This window comes from Pseudoprevotella muciniphila (genome assembly GCF_003265305.2).
GTDB lineage: Bacteria > Bacteroidota > Bacteroidia > Bacteroidales > Bacteroidaceae > Alloprevotella > Alloprevotella muciniphila.
On sequence record NZ_CP033459.1, the window covers coordinates 792,201 to 813,710 of the forward strand.

The 21,510-nt window shown below is 53.1% G+C and carries 17 protein-coding genes; all 17 read right to left on the reverse strand.

The window, feature by feature from the left end; all coding sequences use genetic code 11:
* Positions 1-27: 27 nt before the first annotated feature.
* The 17 genes from C7Y71_RS03330 to C7Y71_RS03410 all read right to left on the reverse strand — a co-directional run bounded on the left by C7Y71_RS03330 (position 28) and on the right by C7Y71_RS03410 (position 21,472).
* On the reverse strand, positions 28-297 hold the full coding sequence (locus tag C7Y71_RS03330) for a PqqD family protein (protein ID WP_111898574.1): 270 nt from the start codon (positions 295-297) through the stop codon (positions 28-30).
* Between the two features lie 4 nt (positions 298-301).
* Positions 302-847: a peptidase S41 gene (locus C7Y71_RS03335; protein WP_111898573.1), complete on the reverse strand. Its 546-nt coding sequence runs from the start codon at positions 845-847 to the stop codon at positions 302-304.
* Positions 844-1,749: a hypothetical protein gene (locus C7Y71_RS03340; RefSeq protein WP_111898572.1), complete on the reverse strand. Its 906-nt coding sequence runs from the start codon at positions 1,747-1,749 to the stop codon at positions 844-846. Before C7Y71_RS03340 ends, C7Y71_RS03335 begins: the two co-directional genes overlap by 4 nt.
* Positions 1,746-2,300, reverse strand: a complete 555-nt coding sequence (locus tag C7Y71_RS03345) for a hypothetical protein (RefSeq protein WP_111898571.1) — start codon at positions 2,298-2,300, stop codon at positions 1,746-1,748. The genes C7Y71_RS03340 and C7Y71_RS03345 overlap by 4 nt, the downstream gene beginning before the upstream one ends.
* 75 nt (positions 2,301-2,375) lie before the next feature.
* Positions 2,376-4,055 (reverse strand): tetratricopeptide repeat-containing S1 family peptidase, encoded by a 1,680-nt coding sequence (locus C7Y71_RS03350; protein WP_193215954.1) that lies wholly within the window; start codon positions 4,053-4,055, stop codon positions 2,376-2,378.
* Positions 4,056-4,277: 222 nt separating this feature from the next.
* A complete protein-coding gene (gene recN / locus C7Y71_RS03355) occupies positions 4,278-5,936 on the reverse strand; it encodes a DNA repair protein RecN (RefSeq protein WP_111898569.1) in 1,659 nt (552 codons plus the stop codon).
* Positions 5,937-5,966: 30 nt separating this feature from the next.
* Complete coding sequence (gene porD, locus C7Y71_RS03360; protein WP_111898568.1) at positions 5,967-6,881, reverse strand: type IX secretion system protein PorD; 915 nt, start codon at positions 6,879-6,881, stop codon at positions 5,967-5,969.
* Positions 6,863-8,044 carry a bifunctional phosphopantothenoylcysteine decarboxylase/phosphopantothenate--cysteine ligase CoaBC gene (gene coaBC / locus C7Y71_RS03365; protein WP_111898567.1) on the reverse strand — a complete coding sequence of 394 codons (1,182 nt, stop codon included), beginning with the start codon at positions 8,042-8,044 and terminating at the stop codon, positions 6,863-6,865. The genes porD and coaBC overlap by 19 nt, the downstream gene beginning before the upstream one ends.
* Positions 8,045-8,200: 156 nt before the next feature.
* Entirely contained in the window at positions 8,201-8,968 is a 768-nt protein-coding gene (locus C7Y71_RS03370; protein WP_111898566.1) for a 3'-5' exonuclease, read from the reverse strand.
* A gap of 308 nt (positions 8,969-9,276) precedes the next feature.
* Entirely contained in the window at positions 9,277-10,401 is a 1,125-nt protein-coding gene (dnaN, locus tag C7Y71_RS03375; protein WP_111898565.1) for a DNA polymerase III subunit beta, read from the reverse strand.
* Positions 10,402-10,684: 283 nt separating this feature from the next.
* A complete protein-coding gene (mutL, locus tag C7Y71_RS03380) occupies positions 10,685-12,574 on the reverse strand; it encodes a DNA mismatch repair endonuclease MutL (protein WP_111898564.1) in 1,890 nt (629 codons plus the stop codon).
* Between the two features lie 505 nt (positions 12,575-13,079).
* Positions 13,080-15,488: an OstA-like protein gene (locus C7Y71_RS03385; protein ID WP_146739432.1), complete on the reverse strand. Its 2,409-nt coding sequence runs from the start codon at positions 15,486-15,488 to the stop codon at positions 13,080-13,082.
* A gap of 10 nt (positions 15,489-15,498) precedes the next feature.
* Positions 15,499-16,851, reverse strand: coding sequence for a peptidylprolyl isomerase (locus C7Y71_RS03390; RefSeq protein ID WP_111898562.1), 1,353 nt, complete (start codon positions 16,849-16,851; stop codon positions 15,499-15,501).
* Between the two features lie 290 nt (positions 16,852-17,141).
* Positions 17,142-18,572: a peptidylprolyl isomerase gene (locus C7Y71_RS03395; protein WP_111898561.1), complete on the reverse strand. Its 1,431-nt coding sequence runs from the start codon at positions 18,570-18,572 to the stop codon at positions 17,142-17,144.
* Positions 18,573-18,636: 64 nt separating this feature from the next.
* Entirely contained in the window at positions 18,637-20,118 is a 1,482-nt protein-coding gene (gene guaB, locus C7Y71_RS03400; protein ID WP_111898663.1) for an IMP dehydrogenase, read from the reverse strand.
* Positions 20,119-20,307: 189 nt separating this feature from the next.
* Complete coding sequence (locus tag C7Y71_RS03405; protein ID WP_193215955.1) at positions 20,308-21,159, reverse strand: M15 family metallopeptidase; 852 nt, start codon at positions 21,157-21,159, stop codon at positions 20,308-20,310.
* A 127-nt stretch (positions 21,160-21,286) separates the two neighbouring features.
* The gene (locus C7Y71_RS03410) at positions 21,287-21,472 is read right to left on the reverse strand and encodes a hypothetical protein (protein WP_111898559.1); all 186 of its coding nucleotides are present in this window, start codon (positions 21,470-21,472) and stop codon (positions 21,287-21,289) included.
* Positions 21,473-21,510: the final 38 nt, after the last annotated feature.

Genomic DNA, 21,510 nt, shown 5'->3' on the forward strand with positions numbered 1-21,510 from the left:
CTTATTTTTTAATTTTAATGTTATCTGTTATTCCATAAGTCCTTCTTCTTTCCAAGCCTCGAGCAATTCCTCGATGTCCTTGCGGGCGGATGCGCTGTCGATTTCGTATTCGTTCATTACGGCTGTGGTGAGTTTGTCAACGTCGATTTCTTCGCCCGGTTCGATGAGTTCCCAGATAAAACATGCCGTCTCATTGAGGCTGACCATCTTACTGAAATCGATGTTCTCCAAGCCATAAGCCACGAGGACTTTCTCACCGGCGATGTCGCGCACCTGAAATCCTGTTTTCTTTTTCATTTTATTATTGTTTTTGATTATTATTCTTTTCTTTTTTGTACTTCACGGGGAAGACCTTCAGCCAAACGCGCCTGTAGAATGCGAGCAGATACCTGCGCATGAACGTGAGTTTGAGCCAGATGTAGGAATAGGTCCTCCACTTGCGTCCCGTCACGAGATCGGGCGTTTTGCGCCCTTTGCGGTAGAATCCGCGCACCTTGCCCACCACGTCGCTTGTGCAGCATGTTTCCACACCAAAGAGGTTGCCGTCGCCCTTGAGCACGAGGTCGTCGCCGTCGCGCTTGATGAGCCGGTGAAGCACGTACTTCCTCACTTCTTCCCCATTCCTAATGATAGGGCGACCGTCGCGACCTATGAAACGTGCCCTTGCCAGGATGACATCGCCTGTTTCAAGGTGGTCAGCCGGTTCGAGCAACACCTTGTCGCGATCATGTTCCACAAAGACACGCATGCTGTAGCCGCGCACGGTGAACGTAACGGTTTTCCCCTCGTCAATGAGACGCTTTATCTCGGGAATGAATATATCGTTGTCAACGAGAACGCTTTTCATTTCGTTACGGCTGCATGACACACCTGTGCCGCTTCTTCGTCAGGTCTGCAACGCAGGAAGAATGAGGGGCGTTTGGAGATGATTTCTGTTACGGTGTCACATATCTTGTCGTAAGTGAGTTTGTCCCATATCATAGTGGAACATGAAGAGAGCACTGTGGCAAAAGATACCACAGAGGTCTCTTTCTCAATGATATTCTCCGGATCTTGCTTCAGACGCACGAAAGCGCCTACAGGGAAGCCCAGATTGCGGTAGCACGGTGTCTTACCGCTCCAGGGTGTGCCATACACCATGACTGTGCCGTCGTCGAGGATACGCACCACGGGGTTATCGTCATTCAGGCGATGTGTGCCGGGTATGTATTTCAGCCACTGCTCAGTGTGTGTGCTCTTACCCGTGCCGCTCTTGCCGAGGAAGAGATAGCCGCGGTCGTCGCAGACGGTAACGGAAGCATGCATGAGCACCATCTTATGGAAACTGCCGGCATAGGCATAGGATATCATCAGCGCATTGTTCAGGCCGAAACCTTGCAAGGCTGCCGAACCACGCAACGACACCTTCACTTCTCTGAAGTCGGGAGTGGGCTGCATGGCGCAAAACACGTTTTGCTGATCTTTTAACTGTTCGTCAGGAAAATGCGTAACCATGAGGAACTTATAGGTACCGTCGGCCAACTGATATACCACATTGTTGAAGTTGCCGGCGTCGAAATCGCCCAAGAGTTTGCCTTCACGTTCCATGCTGACAAGGTCATTATCTACCATTACGGTGAACATGATGTCGCCTTCAGGCTTTTCCTTGAGCCAGAAGGGACCGAACGATGGCAGCATACGCGGCACGTTGACTTTCTCCTTAAAGTTGACGCAGAAGTTTGCTCCTGCTACATTGAAATATACGTTCATTTCTTTCTTTTCTTTTCTTTCTTCAATTCTGTTGGCAGTGGTGTCGCTGCATCCTCTTTGGCTGCACCCGCCTGTTCGTTCAGCCTGTTCTTGTCGCTTTCGTTGTTGTAGATGTCGTTCGACTGTTCCAGCGACTTCTTGATGAGGTCGAGCGGGATGGGTTGGAACTCAAACTGTGCAAGGGGAAGTTCTTCCACATGAAGCCCTTTCTCCTTGTTCATGCGCTTCCTGAGCGATGCGTACAACCGCTGTGCCTTTTTCAGCGACTTAGCATAGTAAATGACGGGCGTTTGGTAGGTCGCACCGTATTTTTCTGCCAAATGCTTGCCGATTTGCTCTGAATAGAGGCTGGAATACATCACAAAGCCCGATCCCCTCTCCACGGGGACATTGCCCACGGGGTGAACAGGCAGGAGGTATGCCACAGTATCCTTAAAACTCCTCGACGAGCCAAACATGTAGAGGTTGTCCACCTTATAACTCTGCGCCCCTGCTGCCGTTGCAAAAGCCAGAGTGCAAGCCATAAGTGCTGATTTCAGTGAAATTTTCATTTCGTTGCGTTTTGAGGTACAAAATTAGTTCATTTTGCTGACTTAGGAGCAAAGTCACGTCAGAAATTGGACGTACTACATGTATTTCTGCATCAAGCCGTCGGCGGTGTCGTCACCCAGTTGTTTGGCGCGGTTGAAGTTTTCCTTTGCCTTCGTCTTGTTGCCCTTCTCACCGTAACAGATGCCCATGAAGCGATAGCAGTCCGCACTCTCAGGCAGGTTTTTGAGTATGTCCTCGCAGAGGCTGATGGCTTTGTCGTACTCGCCTATGTTCACATAGAGTGCGGCAATCTCAAGGTCGTAGAAGTCGCGGCTCGAAGCGTTAAAGCCGCGTGCGGTTTCGAGGTCTTCGAGTGCCTGCTGGTACATCTTGGCTTTCTCTGCCACCTTGCCGCGCTGGTAGTAGAATTCGTCGGTCAAACGCCTCGGACCAACGGTCTGTTCATAGTCCTTGAGGTCGGCATACGCCTTGCGGTATTCGCCTGCCTGGTCGAGGCGCCGCGCTCTCTCGAAGAGGTATTGGGCAGCGGTGAGGTCGTAAGGCTTCGTGCAGTGTGCCACCACGCTGTCCATCAGTGCGAGCACCTCCTGCTGCGAAGCACCGCAGCGTTCAGCAGAGAGCACCTCGTAATAGAAGGTCTCGTTTGTGCCATAGTGGCCAGCATTCACCTGTCTGAACTTCTCGCGCGCGGCAGCATAGTCCTTTTTGGCGAAGAGACAGCAGCCTTGCTGAACGAGGTATTGCGAGAGCGGGTTAGCATCGTATGCCATGACTGCCTCGTCGTATGATTTGTCAAAAGTCCACGTTCCTGCCTGACCGTCCTTCTCGTCGAGACACCTGTTGTAGATGGCGCGGCTGTAGGCATAGTGTATGGCATCGGCACGGAAATTGTCGTTCGCCAGCGACAGCGCCTTGGCATAGTCGGCATCGGCTTGGGCATAGTCCTTGTTCGCCACACTGGCATCCGCCCTCATCACATAGCCCTCCGGATTGTTGGGCCAGGCAGAGATAAAGTCGCTCAGTGCAGCGCCATACTGCGGGTCGTTGAGGTTGCCCATCAGATAGACGTAGGAATACGCGTCCTTTTCATCAGCCGGCAACACCTTGGGTATCAATATCTTGCGAAGGTCGGCATTAAGGGCACTCTGCGCATTGACGGTGAGGTCGTTGGCAAGGTGCACATCGATGGCGTATGCATTTGCCGCACCCTTACTCAGGTTTTCCTTTACCACTGCCACCACATTGCCTTGTGCATCAACAATGGGACAACCGAAATTAGTTGCCTGGTTTGCCACCGTTACATCGAAGAAAAAATACTCCTCATATTCTTCTGTCTTGAGCACACTGGCTCTGCTTACCACCTCACGCTTGCCGTCGGGCGAAGAAACGAGGTAGAGCGTCGTACCGGCTTTCTGGTTCTTGCCGCTGCCTTCCAGCAAGGGCAAGGGAGCGCCTTTGCCGTCGATGGAGAATTTTACGAGGTCGTAGTCGTTGCTGGCGCCGAGAATGCGCACCACATTGTATGTCGTACCCTTCAGGTCCACAGCCACAGCCCGTGCAGCACCGTTGAAGGCGTCGAAAGAGGCTACGGCGGTGGACGCATCGCCACAAACGAAGGCATTGACCGTCTTGACCACTTTGCCTGCCTCATCGTAGGTGGTCAGTTTGAGCAAGGCTCTGCCGACATTCTTGGGTTGCGCCATGGCAAACACTGCTGAAAGGGACAATACTGCCAATGTAAAAAGTCTGTTCATGATGGTTTTGTATTGCATTTTTTATAATTATCTGTTTCAAGTTCCGCAACCTCCACTTGCTTGAAGTTAGCGAAGTTAAAGAAGTTAACGACGTATGTTTTTTACGACAGAAAGTCATTTACATCCCGAACGGTGGTATCGTCGATAACTTCGTTAACTCCGATAACTTCGAGCATAGCGATAACTTCAGAAAGTTGAATTATCTGTTTTTGTGTGCGGCAATCAGTCCACATTCAGGAGTGCCTTTGCATTGTTCACGGCTGCCTCCGTTACCATTTCGCCGCTGAGCATATTGGCTATTTCCGTGATGCGTTCTTCGGGCGAGAGTGGCACGATGTGCGACGTGGTGCCTACCTCGTCCTCCTGTTTGTACACACGCAGATGATGGGCACCGCGGGCTGCTATCTGCGGCAGATGGGTGATACAGATGACCTGACACCGGTCCGCCATGCTGCGCATAACGAGCGCCATACGTTCTGCCAGCGTGCCCGACACACCAGTGTCTATCTCGTCGAAGATGACGGTGGGCAGTTGCTTGCACTTCGACACGACGCTCTTCAGGGCGAGCATAAGGCGCGATATTTCACCGCCCGAAGCAATGTCGGCTGCATTCTGCATCGGAACGTTACGGTTGGCACTGAAGAGGAACACAACATGGTCGGTACCCGAAGCATCGGGCTTTTTCTCTTCAAAACGGAACGTCATCTGTGCATTGGGCATACCCATTTCTGCCACGAGTGTGAGCATTTCGCCTTCGATGGCACGCGCCGATTGCCGCCTCTTTTCAGACAGTGTTCGGGCGGCTTGCATCATGGCATCGTAGCGCACGTTGAGTTCTTGCTCCATGCGCTCTATGTCCTCGTCGGCATGGGTTATCCTTGCCAGTTGATCCTTGATGCGGGCGGCGATGTCAAGCAGGTCAGCGATGGTGTTCACGTGGTGCTTCTTCTGCAAGGTGTAAATCACGTTGAGCCGCTCTTCCACGTGCATCAGGCGCTCGGGGTCGAACTCGAGCGACTCAAAATGGCGGTCGGCTTCTGATGCGATATCATCGAGTTCGAGAATCGCGCTTTGTAAACGGTTCTCAAGGTCTTCCGCTTGTGGAAATACACGTGTTACTGCTTCGAGCGAGCGCTGGCTGTTGCGCAGTCGGGAGAGCACATTATCGCCTTCGCCCGTCAGTTGCGACACCACATCGTACATCGCCTGCTTGATTTCCTCCACATGGTTGAGCCGCTCCGACTCCTCCTCCAGTTCTTCCTGCTCGCCATCGGTGAGGGCGGCGTCCTCGAACTGTTTGTACTGGAAGAGCAAGAACTCTTCTTCTGCCGTGTCGCGATCGGTCTGCGCCTTAAGCGCCTTTAGTTCGGCTGCAAGGTTGCGCCAGGCTTCGTAGGCTGCCTTGTACGCTTCCGCCGCAACATGGTCGGAAGAAAAGCCGTCGAGGGTGTCGAGCAGGAAGTCCTCTCGCGCCACGAGCAGATTCTGGTGCTGCGAATGGATGTCGGCGAGGTAGTTGCTGAGGGTTTTCAGCGTGGTGAGTTGCACGGGGGTGTCGTTCACGAAGGCACGGCTCTTTCCTGTGGCTGTTACCTCGCGACGCACGATGCACTCTTCGCCGTCGAAATCGATGTCGTTCTCCTGAAAAAAAGCGTGAAGATGCTCGTCCTCCACACTGAATGCCGCCTCCACCACACACTTCGTGGCATCAGCCTTCACCGCCTTCGAGTCGGCGCGCTTACCCATAATCAGACCGAGAGCGCCGAGAAGGATGCTCTTACCGGCTCCCGTCTCACCTGTAATGACAGAGAAACCGCCACAGAAATCGATGTCGAGCCGGGAAATGAGGGCGTAGTTGGAAATATGTAGTCGGGTAAGCACGGTGTATCGTTTTTTGAGAGGACGGGACTGTTATTCTTGAATTTTGCGCCAATAGGTGTTCATAGAGGCGTTGATGGAGGAGAGGGTATTGAACACTTCATCCTTCTCTGTACCATTGGCTTTGCCTTGATAGATGCCTACTATCTCGTCGCGCTTATACTCCGTGAAGAGTTGCGGCACGAGACTGAGCGGTTTATCGGCATGCACCTGTTTGAGTTTGTCCATGGCTTCTGTAATGGAAGCACGGGCACGGTCGGAGTTTTCTGCCATCACGTCGAGGCCCTCCCTGTGGTACTGATACATCATCCGTCGCATGGGCTCCATGCCACCGTCCATGTAGTCGTTGATGATGGCATAACGGTTCTTCTTGTCGGAGAAGGGCTTCCACCCTTTCTGCGAATTTGTGAGGCTCTGCGCGTTGTTGGCGATATTGAGACATGTCTCGAGGTATTCCGTTCCACCCAGCGGCGAATAGGAATCCATATCCATGCCGATGATGAGATAGACGTAGTAACCGATGAGTGCCGTCAGGTCGTTGTCTATCACTTCGGTGCGGAAATCGAGTTTGTCGTATTCCTTGTATTCGAAGTTGAAATTGTCGTCAGTGGTACTGAAGACCACTGTGGTATAGGAGGAGTTGAACACAGGGCGCGTAGCGGTAACGAGGAGTTGGCACTCGAAATTGTGCCCACCGACATCGTATTTGTTCACTACGATGTTGAACGTACACGAAATGCGTTCGTTGCGCTTGAACTGCAGGTTGGTCCACTGCCGTTCGTTGATGAACTCAGTGAGGGCTTCCTGCAGGTTGTCGTACACGGAGTTGTCCGTGCCGCTGATTTTGGAATGGTTGATGTTGACACGCGCGTCGAGTTCCTGCGCCTGTATGCCTGCCGGGGTAAGGCTGCACAGCAGGCAGATGACAATCAGTTGAATTTTTCGCATAAAGTCTGCACAATATCTTTTGCTACCTCGCGCTTAGGCTTGAGCGGATATGCCCTTTCCGCATCAGGCGTGAGGATGGTGATTTTGTTCGTATCTACAGCAAAGCCGGCGCCTTTGTCGCGCAGTGAATTGAGGACGATGAAGTCGAAGTTCTTCCGCTGCATCTTGTCGCGGGCATTGGCGGCTTCGTTCTGAGTCTCGAGGGCAAAACCCACGACTACCTGCCCTGCCCTCTTGCGGCGTCCCAGTTCGGCAGCGATGTCGCGTGTGGGCACGAGTGTGAGTTGCAACCCGTCATTGCCACGCTTGATTTTCTCGCCGGCTTGCTGCGCCACGGTAAAGTCTGCCACGGCAGCGCAGAGTATGGCAGCATCTGCTGTACTGAAGGCTTCGCAGGCAGCATCGTACATCTCGGCAGCCGTCTGCACGTCAACGCGCCTTACGCCATTTGGCGTGGGCAATGTTACGGGACCTGCCACGAGGATTACGTCGGCTCCTCGCGCAGCACATTCCTCTGCCAGGGCAAAGCCCATCTTGCCGCTCGAGTGGTTTCCTATATAACGCACGGGGTCTATCTTCTCGTATGTAGGACCTGCCGTAATTAACACTTTTTTGCCCTTAAGCGGTTTGTTCTGCGCCAGATGTGCCATAACGGCATCCATGATGCGCTCGGGTTCCTCCATGCGTCCCTTGCCCACGAGGTGGCTCGCCAGTTCGCCGCACGTGGGTTCGATGATGACGTTCCCCACCTGACGAAGACGGTCGAGGTTGCGCTGCGTGGAGGGATGGGCATACATATCGAGGTCCATTGCCGGTGCCACGAACACGGGGGCTTTCATCGAGAGATAGGTCGTTACGAGCATGTTGTCTGCCACACCGTTTGCCATCTTGCCGATGGTGGAGGCTGTGGCAGGGGCTACAATCATGGCGTCTGCCCACTGCCCGAGGTCCACATGGCTGTGCCACGTGCCGTCGCGCTGCGCAAAGAAGTCGCTGATCACGGGCTTCGAGGTGAGCGCAGAGAGTGTGACGGGAGTGATAAATTCCTTTCCGGCAGGGGTGATGACCACTTGCACCTCATGCCCTGCCTTGACGAGCAGGCGGATGAGGGTACATGCTTTGTAGGCTGCTATACTGCCGGTGATGCCGAGTACGAAGTTCATATTCTTTTATTTAAGTTCCACTTGCTTGAAGTTAACGACATTACCTTATGCGGATGCCATTCTTCTTACTTTGATTATTTATCGTTCCAACGTATCGTCATTAACTTCGTCAACTTCTTTAACTTCGATAACTTCTTAATTATCCTTATGCTGATATTATTGGTCCTTATATTTGAGGCGCAGACGGAGGAAGGCACGCTTCGTGTCCTGCGGGAAGTCGCCCTGCTGCACCCATGCGAAGAAGGCGGGGTCGCGCTTGACGAGTTCGCGGATGGTCTTGCCCTTGTGCTTGCCGAAGTTGACCACTTCCTCACCCGCATCATTCAGCACAATGCGGCATGCAAGGTCCACATTCTTGCCCCTGCTTGAGAAGTCGGAAAGAAATGCCACATCATTCTGCAAGTCGCTGTAGCGGTCGAGTTGTGCCATCAGCACCTCGTAGGTGGCTTTCGTATCCGCCTCGGCGGTGTGTGCGCCCTCAAGTCTCTTGTCGCAGTAGAACTTATAGGCGGCTTCGAGGGTGCGCTGTTCCATCTTGTGGAAGATGGTCTGCACATCGATGAGCCGATGACGTTCGGGACGGAAGTCGATACCGGCACGTAGCAGTTCCTCTGCCAGAAGGGGGATGTCGTAGTGGTTGGAATTGAAGCCCGCAAGGTCGCAGCCCTCGATGAATGCCATCACGTCGTGCGCCTTCTCCTTGAAAGTGGGGCAATCCGCCACGTCCTCGTCCTTTATACCGTTCACGGCAGATGCCTCGGCACTGATGGGGATAGTGGGGTTGAAACGCTGGGTGCGCACGTCCTCTGTACCGTCGGGCATGACTTTCACCATTGAGAGTTCCACGATGCGGTCGGCAGTAACGCTCAGACCAGTGGATTCGATGTCGAGGAAGACTAGGGGGCGTTGGAGATTCAGTTTCACTGTTAAAAATACTATTTCAGAACTGTCAGAACCTTGTTATTTTACGCATTTAGAAGTTTGGCACCAAGCGACATAGCGTCTGTAGCCAAACTTCTAATTCTATTGCTGTTTTGTGCCTGCTATCCCAAATCAATCATTAGACTTATTGTCAGAAAAGTATGGATTTTGAGTGGTTTGGCTGTTTGGCACTCGAAGGCGTAGCGGGCTGCGTCAAGAGGGACTGATAGACAAAACGCCAAAATATATACTGTTATGACATAAGAGACATTTTTAACACTTCTGTCGGTCTAATGACCGATTGGGGATTATCAGTCGTTGAGCATCATCGGCATGAGAAGCATCAGCACACTGGCGCCATCGGTCTGCTTGGTAGGCACGATGATACCGGCGCGGGTGGCATCTGCAAGGCGGATAACGATTTCGTCGCCCTCCATATTGTTGAGCAGGTCCATGAGGTAGGTGCCCTTGAAACCGATGCTCATAGGTGTGCCGGAATAGTCGCACATGAGCGATTCTGTGGCAGACATGGAGAAATCGATGTCCTGCGTGGATATGGTGATGCGGCTGGGCTCGAAGTTGAGTTTTACCAGCGAACTGTTGACATTGGAGAATATCAACATACGGCGCAGCGCACTCAGAATGCCGGCGCGATTTACCGTCGCCTCGTTGGGGTTGTTGTTCGGGATAACGCTCTTGTAGTTAGGATAATGTCCCTCGATGAGGCGGCAGATGAGTTTGGAGTTCTCTGTCGTGAACACAGCATTGCGCATATTGAATTCCACACCCACTTCAGCCTTCTCGTTGCCGAAGAGTGCCTTGACAAGCGATGCGGGCTTCTTGGGCAGAATGAACGAACCGTCCTCACTGGCTCCTACGTTCTCCACCTCACCGCAAGCCAGTTTGTGGCCGTCGCTCGCCACCATGGCAAGTTTGTTCTCCTTGATGTCGAAAAACACACCGTTCATCACGGGGCGCAGCGTGTCGTCGGCAGTAGCGAAGAGGGCACGGCCTATGCCCGAAATCAGTTGCTCGGAATCTATCCTGAATGTGGTGGTCTCCCCTTCAAGAGCAGGCGGAACGGGGTATTCCTCTGCCGACTGACCCATAAACTTGTACTGACCGTTCTGATAGTCAACAGTAACCTCAAAGGTGGTCTCGTTTACGAAAATCTCAAGCGGCTGATCGGGAATTTCCTTCATCGACTCCTGAACCGTCTTGGCATTCACGGCGAAACGGATTTCACCGTCATGCTCATTGAGGTCAAGACTGGAAACCAGCGTGTTCTCGTTGTCGGAAGCCATAATGGTGAGCTTACCGTCCTTCACATCGAACACGAAGCACTCAAGGATGGCTACAGAGTTCTTCGATACTATCACACGACCCATGTCGAGCAGACGGGACGAAAATGCTTTACTTGAAATATTAAATTTCATTTTTTATGTATTGTTTTATATTATTTTTTTCTGAAGTTCTCTAAACCTCTCGTTTTCAAAGACTTTAAGACCGCGAAACGGGGTGCTTTTCATCGCATATCCCAATAACGCCCGCTCAATGCCTATCAAATTGCAAAGATAATCATTTTTCGCGGAAATACTTCTTATTCTTGCTAAAAACTTGCACTTCTTATTTGAATTTAAGTACGAGTTTATCAAATTTATCGGAATACTCTGAACACTCAGAGTTTTCCGAACACTCAGAATTTTCCGAAGCCCCCCCTTAATCAAAATACCGCTCTATCCGGTCGTCGGGGAGGATGACGAGGACCGGTTTTCCGTCGGGTGTGAGTTTGGGTTGTGTTCCGGCGAAGAGTTGCTGCATGAGGCCTGCCATTTCGTCGTGTGTGAGGTGTTGTCCTTCGGGTATGGCTGCGCGGCGTGCGAGGGAGAGGCTGATACGCTCTGCCACGGCATTTGTGGCTGTTTCGTTGCCATCTGCCGCCTCTTCTATGATGGAGCGGAGGAGGTTCTCGGGGTCGAGGCCTTCTGCACCTGCCGGTATGCCGCAGAGGAGGGCTTTGCCGCCGTCGTCTGCGCGAAACTCGAAGCCTACGGAGGTGAGTGTGTCTTTCATCGTCTCGAAGAGTACTTTCTGCGCTGGCGAGAGCGTTACATCCACTGGGAAGAGCAGTCCGTGGCTCGTGGCTTTGCGGCTCGATACCTGACTGAGGTAGCGGTCGTAGAGCACGCGGATATGGGCGCGGTGCTGGTCGATAAACATAAGACCGGACTGCACCGCCGTTACGATGAAGCGGCCGCGATACTGGAAGTAGTCGGCAGAAGTGTCCTCCCACCCTTTTTTGTCGTCCTCCGGCAGATTGTCGTAGAGGTTGGGTACCTGACCGTCCTGACTGTCTGCGCTGTCGGCAGGGGTGTCGAGCGCGTTGCGATAGATGGTGTCCCAATCGCTGCCCGCAGCACCGCGCGACGGCGCGGCATACGAGGGCATCTCGCCTGTGTTGCCCGGACCGGACGATGTACTGCCCTTTGGTCCGTCGCTGGGCAGGAAGGGATTATAGGCAGGGTCGGTATCTATCGTGGGTACACCTACTCCCGTACTACCGTTGAAGAGTGGCAGGTCGGGGCGGTTCTCCGTGTCGAAGTCTATGGTCGGTACAGCATTGAACTTGCCCAATGCCTCGCGGCACGCCGCGAGCAGGATTTGCCAGATGGCCTGTTCGTCCTCGAACTTAATCTCCGTCTTGGCAGGATGGATATTCACGTCGATACGCGTGGGGTCCACATCCATCTTGAGGAAGAAAGGCACCTGCACACCTTCTGCCACCAGGCGGTCGTATGCCGTGGCCACAGCCTTGGCGAAATACGGGTGGCGCATGTAGCGGTCGTTGGCGAAGAAGAACTGCTGAGCACCCTTCTTGCGCGCACTCTCGGGCATACCGATGTAGCCGGAGATGTTCACGAGCGATGTCTCCACGTTCACTGGCACTATCTGGCTGTCCATGCGCTTGCCGAAGAGTGCACAGACGCGCTGACGGAAATTGCCCACGGGAAGGTCGAGCATGAGGACACCGTCCTTATAGAGTTTGAAGGCGATTTGCGGATTCGCCAGTGCGATGCGTTCAAACGCCTGAAGAATGTTGCTCATCTCCGTGGTGTTCGACTTGAGGAACTTCCTGCGTGCCGGGATATTGAAGAAGAGGTTGCGCACGGAAAAGTTTGACCCCACAGGCGATGATGCCACACTCTGCTCCACCACTTTGCCACCCTCTATGCGCAGCAGCGTGCCGAGGTCTTCGCCAGCCATGCGTGTACGGAGTTCCACCTGTGCCACAGCAGCGATGGAGGGCAGTGCCTCGCCGCGGAAACCCATCGTGGTAAGTCCGAAGAGGTCTTCTGCCTTGCGTATCTTCGATGTGGCATGGCGTTCGAAAGCCAGGCGCGCATCAGTATTGCTCATGCCGCTACCATTGTCCACCACCTGTATGCACGTCTTTCCGGCATCGGTCACGAAGACCTGAATCATCGTGGCACCGGCATCCACGGCATTCTCCACCAATTCCTTGATAACAGAAGCAGGTCGCTGAATGACCTCGCCTGCCGCTATCTGGTTGGCTACGGTGTCGGGGAGTAGTTGTATGATATCTGACATTTTGGGATACGCTTTAATCTGTTCGTGTGTATTTCTTTCTGTACCACCCCTTCGGGGTTCATTGGCAAACCTTCTGTTTTACAGGGGTTCCAGTCGCCTTGCTCCTTTCACCCCTGTCTATGCTGTTACGTCCCTACGGGACTATCCTCAGACGTGCTGGTTATTCAGAATGTTTTTATGGTTATTTATTATTTCCTGCGACAGTCATCGTTCTGTTGCCTATAAGCCCCGAAGGGGTGACACAACATAGGCAGGGGTGTAAGGAGCGAAGCGACTGAAACCCCTGTTACACCGTTCCCGCACACCGAGCCCCGGAGGGGCGACACAGCATAGGCAGGGGTGTAAGGAGCGAAGCGACTGAAACCCCTGTTACACCGTTCCCGCACACCGAGCCCCGAAGGGGCGACACAACATAGGCAGGGGTGTAAGGAGCGAAGCGACTGAAACCCCTGTTACACCGTTCCCGCATACCGAGCCCCGGAGGGGCGACACAGCACATTCACCGTCAGTCGGTCAGTTTCTGCAACGGCGCCACACGGCGTTTACGGGCTTTGAGTTCCATGCCCCGCTTTCCGCGCCAAAGAAGCAGGTCGTTCTGGTCCACAGGTCTTATGTCGCTGAACCATGCGAAATTTTCGAGGTAGGTTCTGTCACGCGGTGCGAGCCCGAGCGGATAGAGGCAACCCGTGGATGCCGGTGCCCAGATGCGCTGCAACTTCTTTTTCTCGAGCGTCATGCGCAATGCTGCCGTCTCAGTGTAGTTCTGATAGAGGATAACGCTGTCCTTCTCCAACGGATAGTTCACGATGCACACGTTCCCCTTGCAGGTGTTCATATAGATTTCGCCATCGCGGAAATAACTCCTCATCTGCTGTGCTGCCACCTGGTTGAAGTGGAGGGTATCGCCGCGCAGCACCTGTTCGCAGACGAGTGCCTGACTGTTAACGTGGATGCTGTCGAGTTTCATGCCGTTCTCTTCTTTCCTGTTGCCGGCTGCAGTGTTTTTCGGCTTTTTCTCGTCCTCACTGAGATAAACAATGATTTCCTCGCCCAGAATCTGCCTGTTTTCGTTCCACACGATGGGGTCGCGCAGCATGGTAACGACGCGGTTCTTCTCATGGTAAATCAGCGTGTCGCATACTGCCTGCACGTCCTTGCTCCACGAGCGCACCTTACCTTCGCCGCGCAGCACACGATAGAGGGAGTCCTGCACGTAGCCCTTCGGCAACTTTCGGTCCTTTACGTATTCGTAGGGTTCATCGGTGGAGCGATAGTAAGAAAACACCTTTATGGTGTCGGCATGAAAATACATTTCCTGCCCCTTGCGCGAGAGGTCGGCGGCTATGGCACTGTCGGTAGCCAGACCAAGTCCCCAGCGATCGTTGTAGTCAACGAAATGCCCCTGGAAGTCGTATTTGCGCTTATAGTCATGGAACACCACATCGTTGCGTGCCTGCAACCAGCCTGTACTGTCGTTGTAGTGCACGTGTTCCGCCACCATGTCCTGATTGTTGATGCTGTCGTGCGCATGAACGAGTCTGCCCGCGTCGCAGTAGGCATCAAACTGCTTGGTGAAGCCGTTGTAGTCGGCGCGGTCGGCTGTTGCCATGCGGCGGTTGCGGATGTCGTGGAACCACACGTTGTCGTAGGCGTTGAGTATCTTCGTGTTTTCGTTGAAGTCGCCACGGTCGCACTTCACACGTCGCTGGTTACGGCGGTCGTAATAGTTCACGCGCCCCATCGCCTTGGTGAGTTTCTGCTTGCCGTGGTGTTCGCCGCGGTCGCACGTGGTGCGGGTATCGTGCTTGCGGTCTGTTACCACCACGTGGCCGTTACCGTAGAAAATGCTGTCGCGCTCGTGGTATTCACCCTGGTCGCACGTCATGCGCACGGAGTCCTTGTAGGCATCGAACACCACGTTGCGCTCACCCGTGAAGACGCGCGACGCCTCATTGTAGTTGCCTTTGTCGGTGGTGATGCGGCGGTTGTTCTTGTGGTCGGTAAAGACCATCTGTTCATCGCCGTAGAAAGTGCGGCCATTCTCATCATAACGTCCGCCGATGCTCTCCACGGTGCGGTTATTGTTCTTGTCGTCGTAGCGCACGCGCCCCGAGAAAATGGCTTCCTTCGTGTCGCTGCGGTAGTGTAATCTGTCGGCTGCCATCTCGCGGTTGCCGGGTTTGTAGAGCACATTGCGTTGAAGCAGGCGCGCTTCACCCGTAGCCTCATTGTAATAGGCGTTCTCGGTGTAGATATTATTGTTCTTGCGGATGATGTTCGATGGTCCCATCACGTGTGCCCACTTGGTCTTCATGTTGTAGCCCATGTCGTTGGTGGTGATGGTGCCGCGGGCACTGGTGAGTTTCACGTTGTTGTCGAAGTGGGCGCTGTCGGTGCGCATGAAGCACTTGCCATGCTCGGCAGTTAAGGTAACGTCGCCGCGTGTGAGTTTGCCGCCCTTGAAGAATTCAGCCACTTCCTGCTGCACGTTATAGAGCACGCTGTCGCTTACCAATGTGCCGCGCGTGTGTTTGAGCGTCACATCGTGCCCCGTCATGTAAGCCACCTGTGCCTGACCGTCGTAGCGCAGGTAGTTGCCGCGTATATCAACCGTGTCGCCTTGCACGAAACGCACATTGCCGAAGGCTTCGAACTTGGCTGTGCGGTCGTTATAGACTGCGCTGTCGCTGTAGAGTTGCTTCACACCCTGACGGAAATGCACACGTCCCTTGGCACGTTGTGCACCGTCAAACTGCGTGCGGTCGTACATCAGTTTGTCGGCATGAACGAGGTAGATGCGCTCAAAACTCTTCTGCTTTGTGGTTTGTGCAAAGACTGTCAGACCACAAAGCAGAAATATGATGAGCGCTAATGTGCGCAGGATGTGTGTACGTATGATTTGCAAGGTCGTCAAGCGTGTGTCGTTAGTTGTCCTTCACCCAGCCCGGGTACTTGAAGTTGCGGTGTTTCCACTCGGGGTCTATCTTGATGTAGGTGGTCTTTTGCTTCTCGCGTATCCACTCGTCTATTTTCTCATCGCAGCGATGAGCAAACACCACATCCTTGAGTTCCTGAAAGTCCTCCGTCATGTTGGCGCGGTGTTCCGGAATGCGGTTTTTGAGGCAGACGATAGCACACACCGTCTTACCCTTGCCGTTGTCCATCATGAAGGAGTTCGACACCTCTCCCACTTTGAGCGTATCCACCACCCGCGCGAGTTCGGCAGGCAGTTCGCTCATCTTGAAGCGCGAGGTCAGTGTGTTGCGCTGTGCTTTGTTCACCATCAGACCGTTGTTGTTGCGCGTATCCTCATCGTCGGATAGTGCCAGCGCTGCTGCGTCGAAGGTGAATTTACCGTCGCGGATGTCGTTGCCTATGGAGTCGAGGCGCAGCAGGAGGCGGTTGTACTCACTGTTTTCTATCTGCGGCTTGAGCAGGATGTGGCGCACGTTGACCCTGTCGCCACGACGCTCAAGGAACTGTATGATATGGAAGCCGAATTCGGTTTTCACCACGCGCGACACCTTGTTGGGCTCGTTCATGCTGAATGCCACTTTCGAGAACTCCGGCACCCACTGTCCGCGCCCCGTAAAACCAAGTTCACCGCCATTCTTCGCACTGCCGTCCTGAGAATAGGCGCGTGCCTGAGCGGAAAATGAGGTCTCGCCGGCATTCACACGGCGCGCTATGTCGCGCAACTGTTCCTGCACACGCTCCACCTCTTCCGGTGTGGGTTGCGGCTCCTGGGTGAGAATCTGCAACTCCACCTGAGTGGGTATCATCGGCAGGCTGTCCTGCGGTATGTCGCGGAAGAATTCGCGCACCTCAGCAGGGGTAACCTTGATGCCCTTCGTCAGGTTGCGCTGGGCACCCTGCACGAGATTTTCCTCGCGTAAGCGCTTGGTGAGGTCTTCACGGAGTTGGGAGATGGACTTACCGGCATACATCTCCACATTCTGGCGGGAACCGAATTCCTCTATGTAGGTATTGATACGCTCGTTCACATCCGCTGAAATCTCAGAGTCGTTCACTTCCACACTGTCGAGCAGTGCCTGATGGATGAAGAGTTTCTGTATGGCTATCTGTTCGGGTATGGCACTGTAGGGGTTGTCGATGATAACACCGCGCTTTTCATAACTGATGCGCGACTCCTCAACGTCGGAGAGGAGGATGGGTTCATCGCCCACTATCATAATCACCTTGTCCACTATGCGGCTCTGCCCGCTTGCAGCAAGGGCTATGGGAAAGAGCAGCGACAATATCTTCAGAATACGCATATATATGGTATGACACGGCTTGTTAGCCGCCGTTTTTTAATGATTCAAGTTTCGCAAGTTCCATTTGCTCGAAGTTAACGACGTAACCTCTTTTTTTCTTTGAAGTTAGCGAAGTTATCGCTTCGCTCGAAGTTAACGACGTTACCTCTTTCTCTTTGAACTTCTTTCTTTTGTTTTTTATCGTTCTAAAGTATCGTCGTTAACTTCGTTAACTTCGCTATCTTCTTTAACTTCTTTTATTTCGTTAACTTCTTTTATTTCGTTAACTTCGATAACTCCAGGAAGTTGAATTAATGGTTGTTCACTGTGCTGAGCACGTCCTTGTTTATGGTGTAGGGATAACGGGCACGAAGACGCTCCACCCATTCTTTCTCAAGGGTTTCCTGATAGTCGGCCTGCACGGCTTCTTTCACGTCGAGATAGGAAGAGGGGGCTTTGAGTTTCCTGCCCACGGCTGTGGTGAAGGGGAAGTCGGGCGTCTCGGGAGCAGTGCCTTGCTTGAAGAAGTACTGGTCAACGTATTTGTTGGCACCAGCCTTCACCACGAGTTTGCGGCTAACCTTCGCCACGAGGTTTTCCTTATTGAATTCTTCCTTCACGAGGTTGGTGAGGTCGGTGCCGTCGGGATTGGTCTTAGCATACTTCTTGACGTACTTCTTCAGGGCGTTGAAGGTCTTTTTGTCCTTTGCCTGAATGACATAGCCTTTGAAGCGGGGCTCCTTCCAGGCGTAGTTTGCCTTGTGGCTGTTGTAGTAGTTGGTAAGGGCGGCTTCGTCTTCGCGGGCAGGTGTCCACACCTCGCGCTGACTCAGTTCGTAGAGCAGCAGACCGTCGTGGTATTCCGCGATGAGGTATTTCAGGTCATTGTCGGTGCCCACATGTGCGTGCATCACACTGTCGAGTACGGCTTCGCGAGTGAGCGTACCGCCGGACTGTGCCACAATTTTCTGTATCCTGTTATCAGCACTGGCTTCTTCTATGCCTTGCTGTTTGAGATAAGTTACTATAGCGTCTTTTTCCTGACTGTAAGGTGGCAGAGGGGCACGATTAAGCATCTTCACCACGTGATAGCCGTCCGGTGTTTCGATGGGTTTGGATATTTCGTCCTTCTGCAGTTTATAAACGGCTGTCTCGAAGTCTTTGGGCAGCATGCCCGGACCAACAGGCGCCAGGCGGCCGCCGTAGCGTGCTGTGTTGCGGTTCTCCGACACTTTCTGTGCCAATGCGTCGAAGTCGGCTCCTGCCTGAAGGGCGTTGTAGATGGAGTCGGCACGGCTAAGGGCAGCATCCTTCACGTCCTGTGTGCCGTTGGAGGGCACGAGGATTTGTATGTGCTGCATGGTGAGGATGTCCTGACCATTGAGTTGTTTCGCCTGACGGTCGTAGATGGCGCGTGCCACAGAGTCGATGAACTCCTCGTCCACAAGGTAAGGCGTGAGTTGGATGTCGCGGTAAGAGAGAAATTCCTTCTTCATCGACGACACAGTGTCGAGATTGGCATCTTCGGCGGCAGCCACCTTGAGTTTGTAGTTCAGATACATCTCTGCATATTCCTCCACCGATTTCTGCTCCACGGCGCCTTCCACGTCGCGGTTCTTATTGTAGGAATATTCAAATTCGGAACGGGTCACGTCCTTGCCGTTTACAGTCATCACGACAGGGTCCTGGGCAAAAGCGCCCAGCGACACGGCGGCAAAGAGAAAAATAAGTTGCTTTTTCATTATTCTATTCTTTTCTTTCGGGATCTTTTTTCTTGCTATGCTGAAAGGGATAAAATTACCCTCATTAGTATTCGTTTCGGCTGTAGTTGGGTGCCTCGCTCGTGATGGTGATGTCGTGCGGGTGGCTCTCGTTCACTCCGGCATTCGTGATGCGCGTGAACTTGGCGTTGTGCAGGTCGTCGATGGTGGCTGCACCGCAGTAGCCCATACCGGAGCGCAGACCGCCCACGAGTTGGTATATCACTTCCTGAACTGTGCCTTTGTAGGGCACACGACCTGCTATGCCTTCCGGCACGAGTTTCTTCGTCTCCTTCACACCAGCCTGGAAGTAGCGGTCCTTGGAGCCGTTCTCCATGGCTTCGAGCGAGCCCATGCCGCGGTAACTCTTGAACTTCCTGCCGTTAAAGATGATGGTTTCGCCCGGCGATTCTTCCGTGCCTGCCACGAGGGAGCCTATCATCACACTCGTGCCACCTGCCGCGAGGGCTTTCACGATGTCGCCGGAATAGCGCAGGCCACCGTCGGCTATGAGGGGTACACCAGTGTCTTTCAGGGCACAAGCCACATCGTAAACGGCTGAAAGTTGCGGCACACCCACGCCTGCCACGACACGTGTGGTACAGATGCTGCCGGGACCGATACCCACCTTCACACAGTCGGCTCCTGCCTCCACAAGCATACGTGCGGCTTCGCCTGTGGCTACGTTGCCCACTACAATATCTACACCTGCAAAACTTGCCTTTGCTTCGCGGAGTTTCTCGATAACGTTGCGGCTGTGACCGTGGGCAGTGTCGATGATGATGGCATCAACGCCGGCATTGACGAGGGCTTGCATACGGTCGAGCGTGTCAAACGTAACACCCACACCTGCTGCCACACGAAGCCTGCCTTTCTCGTCCTTGCACGCCATAGGCTTGTCCTTCGCCTTGGTGATGTCCTTGTAGGTAATCAGTCCCACGAGGTGGTTGTCGCGGTCAACTACGGGGAGTTTCTCGATCTTGTTTTCTTGCAGAATGCGTGCAGCACCGGCGAGGTCGGTCTGCTGTGTGGTAGTCACGAGGTGGTCCTTCGTCATTACCATGTCAATGGTCTTGTTGTGGTCCAGTTCGAAACGCAGGTCGCGGTTCGTTACGATGCCCACCAGGCGATTCTCTTCGTCAACTACAGGTATGCCGCCGATGTGGTACTCCGACATGATGGCGAGCGCATCGCCCACCGTCTTGCCGCGCTGAATGGTAACAGGGTCGTAAATCATGCCGTTCTCGGCACGTTTCACGATGGCAACCTGACGAGCCTGTTCTTCTATCGACATGTTCTTGTGAATCACACCTATGCCGCCCTCGCGGGCAATGGCTATCGCCATAGGCGCCTCCGTAACGGTGTCCATCGCTGCCGTAACGAAGGGGATGTGCAACTGTATGTTACGCGAAAACCAGGTGTCCAGTTTCACAGTGTTTGGAAGCACTTCTGAATAAGCGGGAACCAACAGAACGTCGTCGAATGTCAGACCGTCCATCACAATCTTGTCTGCAATAAAATTCGAAATCATAAAAAACCTATTCTATATTACTTTTTATTGCGCGCAAAATTACTCATTTCTCAAGGAACAAAGAAAGGTTTTAACGTTTTTTTAGACATAGATTTAAGGGATAATCGGAATATTCAGGGTTTTAGGAATAATCAGAATACTCCGAACACTCAGACTATTCCGATTATTCCGATTACGCCTACCCCATCAGGGATTATTCATGAGAATTTCCGGGCGGTATTCAAAGTGCATGGTGTCATAGTGATACCAGCGTCCGCCCCAGATAAATCCATGCTTCTCAAAGATTTCTACAATCTCAAGAGGCATCTTGTTCTCATACACGATGTTCCGGTCGGTTTCCTTAGCACCGGGCTTCTTCCACAGCCAATACGTCTTGAAGTTACCGCCAATGTCGATGGTCATGCCGTAGGAATGGGCACTCAGGCGCTTGGCACCACGCACAGGACGCCAATAGAACGTGCCTTCCGACTTGAAATACTTGCTCAGTTCCGGATGCTGTGCCAGTTCGGCTGCAACGGCTCTCAGACGGTCTGCCGCGCCATTCACCTTCGTAAAGAGCACTTTCTGACCAAACCAAGGCACACTGATCAGATTTCTGCGAACAGCGGCTTCAGTGGATCCGTACATCTTCTTGAACAATGCCTCGCAACGGCTGCGACCGGCATCCTGCAAGTATTCCGGTATGCGCGTCTTACGATTGTACGTGAAGGCAAACATGTCCTCAGGGTCGGCATCGTCCAGTTTCTCCACGAACGACTTCTCGCGCCCGTCGTCATAGACCAGCGTCGTGCCGTCGCTCATCAGGAGTTTGCCGTCCTTATAGCCCTTGATGAAGTCGGGATAGCACTTCATCAGGATAGCCGCACCCTCGGGCACGTCCCTGTCCGGCTCCGCCTGCCCTTCTGCCGGCTTGGCAGCCGCTGCTTTCTCAGCCTCCGGTGCATTCTGAGCCACCGAATTGCAGGAAAGGAAGACCATACCGGCAATCAAGGCTATAAAAACTCTGTTAACCATACTTGGAGAGGTTGTTGATGTCATAATATTCATGTCTTAATTAAAGAATTATAAATAACCATTTCGAGCATGTTTACACTTTTCCAAGGTGAATTCATGCGAAATTTTACACTTTTCCAAGATTTTCCCGGAAAAATCCTTTTTTGGCTGTCTATTTCAGTGCCGCATGGAATTCGCGCAGCATTTCCGCCTGCTGTTCTTCGGAGAGGTCTGTCTTTTCGAGGAGTTCGCGCAGTTTTTCCATGGCACGCGTACGCATGGTGGCACGCCCAGCCCGCACACCGCTCTGATAGTCGCGGTAGGGAAGGAGATTTCGATTGTAATTGCCGTCGGACATTGTTAGTTGAGAATTGAGAGTCGTTGAAAGTTGAAAGT

Excerpts from the sequence above, each read along its gene's own strand:
- C7Y71_RS03330 (WP_111898574.1), bottom strand. The coding sequence starts at position 297 with ATGAAAAAGAAAACAGGATTTCAGGTGCGCGACATCGCCGGTGAGAAA.
- C7Y71_RS03335 (WP_111898573.1), bottom strand. The coding sequence starts at position 847 with ATGAAAAGCGTTCTCGTTGACAACGATATATTCATTCCCGAGATAAAG.
- C7Y71_RS03340 (WP_111898572.1), bottom strand. The coding sequence starts at position 1,749 with ATGAACGTATATTTCAATGTAGCAGGAGCAAACTTCTGCGTCAACTTT.
- C7Y71_RS03345 (WP_111898571.1), bottom strand. The coding sequence starts at position 2,300 with ATGAAAATTTCACTGAAATCAGCACTTATGGCTTGCACTCTGGCTTTT.
- C7Y71_RS03350 (WP_193215954.1), bottom strand. The coding sequence starts at position 4,055 with ATGAACAGACTTTTTACATTGGCAGTATTGTCCCTTTCAGCAGTGTTT.
- porD (WP_111898568.1), bottom strand. The coding sequence starts at position 6,881 with ATGCGAAAAATTCAACTGATTGTCATCTGCCTGCTGTGCAGCCTTACC.
- coaBC (WP_111898567.1), bottom strand. The coding sequence starts at position 8,044 with ATGAACTTCGTACTCGGCATCACCGGCAGTATAGCAGCCTACAAAGCA.
- dnaN (WP_111898565.1), bottom strand. The coding sequence starts at position 10,401 with ATGAAATTTAATATTTCAAGTAAAGCATTTTCGTCCCGTCTGCTCGAC.
- mutL (WP_111898564.1), bottom strand. The coding sequence starts at position 12,574 with ATGTCAGATATCATACAACTACTCCCCGACACCGTAGCCAACCAGATA.
- C7Y71_RS03390 (WP_111898562.1), bottom strand. The coding sequence starts at position 16,851 with ATGCGTATTCTGAAGATATTGTCGCTGCTCTTTCCCATAGCCCTTGCT.
- C7Y71_RS03395 (WP_111898561.1), bottom strand. The coding sequence starts at position 18,572 with ATGAAAAAGCAACTTATTTTTCTCTTTGCCGCCGTGTCGCTGGGCGCT.
- C7Y71_RS03405 (WP_193215955.1), bottom strand. The coding sequence starts at position 21,159 with ATGACATCAACAACCTCTCCAAGTATGGTTAACAGAGTTTTTATAGCC.
- C7Y71_RS03410 (WP_111898559.1), bottom strand. The coding sequence starts at position 21,472 with ATGTCCGACGGCAATTACAATCGAAATCTCCTTCCCTACCGCGACTAT.